This is a genomic window from Candidatus Nanopelagicales bacterium (genome assembly GCA_018003655.1).
GTDB lineage: Bacteria > Actinomycetota > Actinomycetes > S36-B12 > UBA10799 > JAGNDY01.
Window position 1 is genome coordinate 1 of sequence record JAGNDY010000148.1, and the last position, 3,248, is coordinate 3,248.

The 3,248-nt window shown below is 64.6% G+C and carries 5 protein-coding genes; 1 reads left to right on the plus strand and 4 read right to left on the minus strand.

What is annotated here, in order from left to right; genetic code table 11:
• Nucleotides 1-144: 144 nt before the first annotated feature.
• The 3 genes from KAZ48_11500 to KAZ48_11510 form a co-directional block, all read right to left on the minus strand.
• Nucleotides 145-1,056, minus strand: a complete 912-nt coding sequence (locus KAZ48_11500; GenBank protein ID MBP7973415.1) for a DUF3027 domain-containing protein — start codon at nt 1,054-1,056, stop codon at nt 145-147.
• 15 nt (nt 1,057-1,071) lie between these two features.
• Nucleotides 1,072-1,353: a DUF2530 domain-containing protein gene (locus KAZ48_11505; GenBank protein MBP7973416.1), complete on the minus strand. Its 282-nt coding sequence runs from the start codon at nt 1,351-1,353 to the stop codon at nt 1,072-1,074.
• Nucleotides 1,354-1,556: 203 nt separating this feature from the next.
• Nucleotides 1,557-2,081: a hypothetical protein gene (locus KAZ48_11510; GenBank protein ID MBP7973417.1), complete on the minus strand. Its 525-nt coding sequence runs from the start codon at nt 2,079-2,081 to the stop codon at nt 1,557-1,559.
• Here KAZ48_11510 and KAZ48_11515 point away from each other — a divergent pair.
• Nucleotides 2,080-2,985: a WD40 repeat domain-containing protein gene (locus KAZ48_11515; GenBank protein ID MBP7973418.1), complete on the plus strand. Its 906-nt coding sequence runs from the start codon at nt 2,080-2,082 to the stop codon at nt 2,983-2,985. The two genes, KAZ48_11510 and KAZ48_11515, sit on opposite strands and share 2 nt — an antisense overlap.
• Before the next feature lie 45 nt (nt 2,986-3,030).
• Here the strand turns inward: KAZ48_11515 and KAZ48_11520 are convergent.
• On the minus strand, nt 3,031-3,248 hold a 218-nt coding region (locus KAZ48_11520), incomplete at its 5' end, for a phosphoserine transaminase (protein MBP7973419.1).

Genomic DNA, 3,248 nt, shown 5'->3' on the forward strand with positions numbered 1-3,248 from the left:
CGGTGGAGCTCTCCGACCAGCATGTGGCCGCCCGCTCGACACTCGCTGAACCGGAGACGATGGTGACACTCGGCGTCGGCTGCGTGCATCCGGCCAGCACGAGGACTGCGGCGCTGGCCATTCCTGCGAACATCGCGCTGCGCTTCACGTCGTCTCCTCGGCGTTGTCGGTTTCATTGGATTCGGTGACGGCTTCAGGTTCGGTGGATGCTTCGGGCGGCAGCGTCGGTTTCGGTTCGATGACAGGCTGGGCATCGGTGACGGCTTCCGCTTCTGCGGGCTCTTCGGGCAACGGGTCCGTGTCGAGGCGGGACGATCCCAGGTCGTCGACGACAAGGTCAACCACGGGGATCGGCAGTGGTTCGAGTTCTGCCTCACTATGTGCTCCGCAGCCGTGGTCAAGGGCCACCACTTGACCGTCGGACGGCGAGAACTCGTTGGCGCACAGGCCGAATGCGCGGCCGAGTGGGCCTGCCATGGGAACCAGGAAGCCGCAGGTCGAGCACTGTTCCGAGGCTGCTTTGGCAATCGGTGCCCGCGGCCCGTTGTCGCCGGTGGCCCACCGTTTGGCTGCCTCCTCGCGTCCGATGACCGACAGCACCCGTACTCGGCCGAGACCAAGCTCCCACATCACCGGAACGAGGTCGTCATCTTCGGCTTCATCAACGTCCGCACCGGTGTAGCCGGGGACCAGGCGCACGTCAGCAGGGGTCGTTGGAAGAACATCGCCGACGCCCAAGTCGCCAGCTTGAACTCGGTCTTCCCACGGAAGCCAGTCGCGCGCGAGCAGCGAATCTGGACCCGGCAGAAGGACCGTCTCGTCGATGGTGACCTCGTCGAAACCATCGGCGCGAGCGACGGTAACTGCCCATCTCCAGCCGACGTAGCCGTGATCCAGGCACTCGAACAAATGGGTCACGACTCGCTCGGCATCGGCAATGACTTCGAGGTGTTCGCCAATCTGATCGGCAGGGACGTCCTCTGCTAGCGCGGACCGTGCCTCATCGATGGCGTTCGCGCAATGCTCATCGACGGTCAGTTGCTCGCCAGTAGTCACGAGGTGAATCATCCCCTACTCAGAAACTGTCCGTGCTGCCCGGTAGACCGAGCGGCGACGGACCCCGTATCCAATCCCCATGAGGCCAAGGCCTGCACCGGTGACACAGACCCAGAGCCACCATTGGCCGTTGGTCTCTGCCAGCTTGGATCGAAACAGCAGCAGCACGAAGAATGCGATGACAAAGGCGACGGTGCCGAGGATCGCTGCATTGACGCCGTCGACATCGAGCGGCTCCTCGGCGAGGACGGCGGCTTCATCAACAGGTTGCGGGCTCGCTGCAGGCGATTCAGGCACAAGGGCAGGTTACCGCCGCCGTAGGGTGTTGTGCGTGGATCCCCGAACCCGGCGCGTGGTGACTTTGATTGTGCTGTTTGGGCTTGTCCTGCTCGTGCTGGTCGCGACCATCGTCAAGCGTTGACCGGGTCAGCCCCCAGTCGCACCCGCAAACCCATCGCCGGTAACCAGGGTCTCGCTGGCCGTCGGCCGCGACACCTCGGTTAGGGGAAGGCCGTCGACGGCGGGGATGGCTTGGTGGACTTTGGTGTCGGCGTCGGAGTTGTCCGAGTCGGTGTGGGTGTGGGCGTTGGCGTGGTCCGAGTCGGTGTGGGCGTTGGCGTGGTCCGAGTCGGTGTGGGCGTTGGGGTTGGGCTCGCGCTCGTTGGGGTCACTGAGGTACTCGCGGTGGGCACCGGTGTCGGCGTCTTACCGCTGTTGGCTGCCCAGATGGCGCCACCAGCCAGGCCGAGGATCGCGGCGAGAATGATTCCGCCGATGATCCAGCCCTTAGCTGAACTCTTCTCCTCGGGGGGATACGGATCGTTGGGATCCATTGGTCCGCCCGGAACCGGTGGGTAACCGCCCGGCGGTGGGTACCCACCCTGGTCGTAGCCCCCGGTGGGAGGCATAGCTTGAGTGGGTCCGACAACGGGCTGCTCGGTCGTCGGTGGATCAACTGGCGGCGGCGTGACCGGAGGAATGCCGTGCGGTTCAGTGGGATCGCCCGGTCCGGGTGGTGTCGACATGAGTGAAAGGTTAGAGCTTCGCGTGGCCGAATTCAGCCGTAGTGCGGTCCTCGCGCTCGTTCTGCTGAGCCTTGCCGCCTGTTCAACGGCCAGCGAGCAGGCCACAACGCCCAACACGTCGACCACCTCGCCGGCATCGATCACTGAGCAGGCAGGCCCGGTTTGCCGATTCCGCGATGACCGATTGACCGAGATCAGCGGGCTTGCAACGTCGATTCTGCATCCCGATGTGCTGTGGACTCACAACGATTCCGGTGACAGTGCGCGGGTGTTCGCCGTGAGCCTTGCGACGTGCAAGGTTCTCGCGGAGGTGACGCTCGCGGGGGCCGAGGCCGTCGACACCGAAGCGATCGCGATCGGCCGCGATGCAGCCGGTCAACCGACCGTCTGGGTGGCCGACATTGGCGACAACACCGGCTCGCGCCCGTCCGTGCAGCTGCGCAGCTTCCTCGAACCCAAACGGTTGGTCGACCGGTCTGTGACACCGAAGACTCTGATCGTTCGGTACCCCGACGGCCCGCACGACGCCGAGGGACTGATGGTCGATCCGGCGCCGGGAGGATCCGCCTGGATTGTCACCAAGAAGATGGCGGCCAAGTCTGGCATCTACGCACTGCCGCAGGGGTTCGCCAACTCCGATTCCGTGCGGCTGACAAAGGTAGGGATGGCGCCGGCGATGTCCACCGATGCGACGTTCGCTCCCGATCGCCACAGCTATGTGATTCGGACGTACCTGGACGCTGAGATGTATCCCGCGCCGCCACCGAGTACAGACGCGACGGCGCTGGGCGTCCCACTCCAACAGCAAGGCGAAGCAGTCACCTTCAGCAGTGATTCACGGTCGCTCTACTTGGCGAGCGAGGGCACCAATAGTGAATTGATTCGGTTCCCACTGCTCAGATAGAGCGGGGCGTGATCGGGGGTCTGCCGAGCCTCGGCCTGGTGGCTCTCAGAGTTGCTCGACGACCCAGTCAATGCAGCCGGTCAACGCCGCAACATCGGCTGGCTCGATGGCCGGGAACATCGCTATCCGCAGTTGGTTGCGCCCGAGCTTGCGGTAAGGCTCCACATCGACGATTCCGTTGGCGCGCAGCACCTTGGCCACCGCCGCAGCATCGATCGAGTCATCGAAGTCGATGGTTCCGATGACGTTGGAGCGCAGCGCGG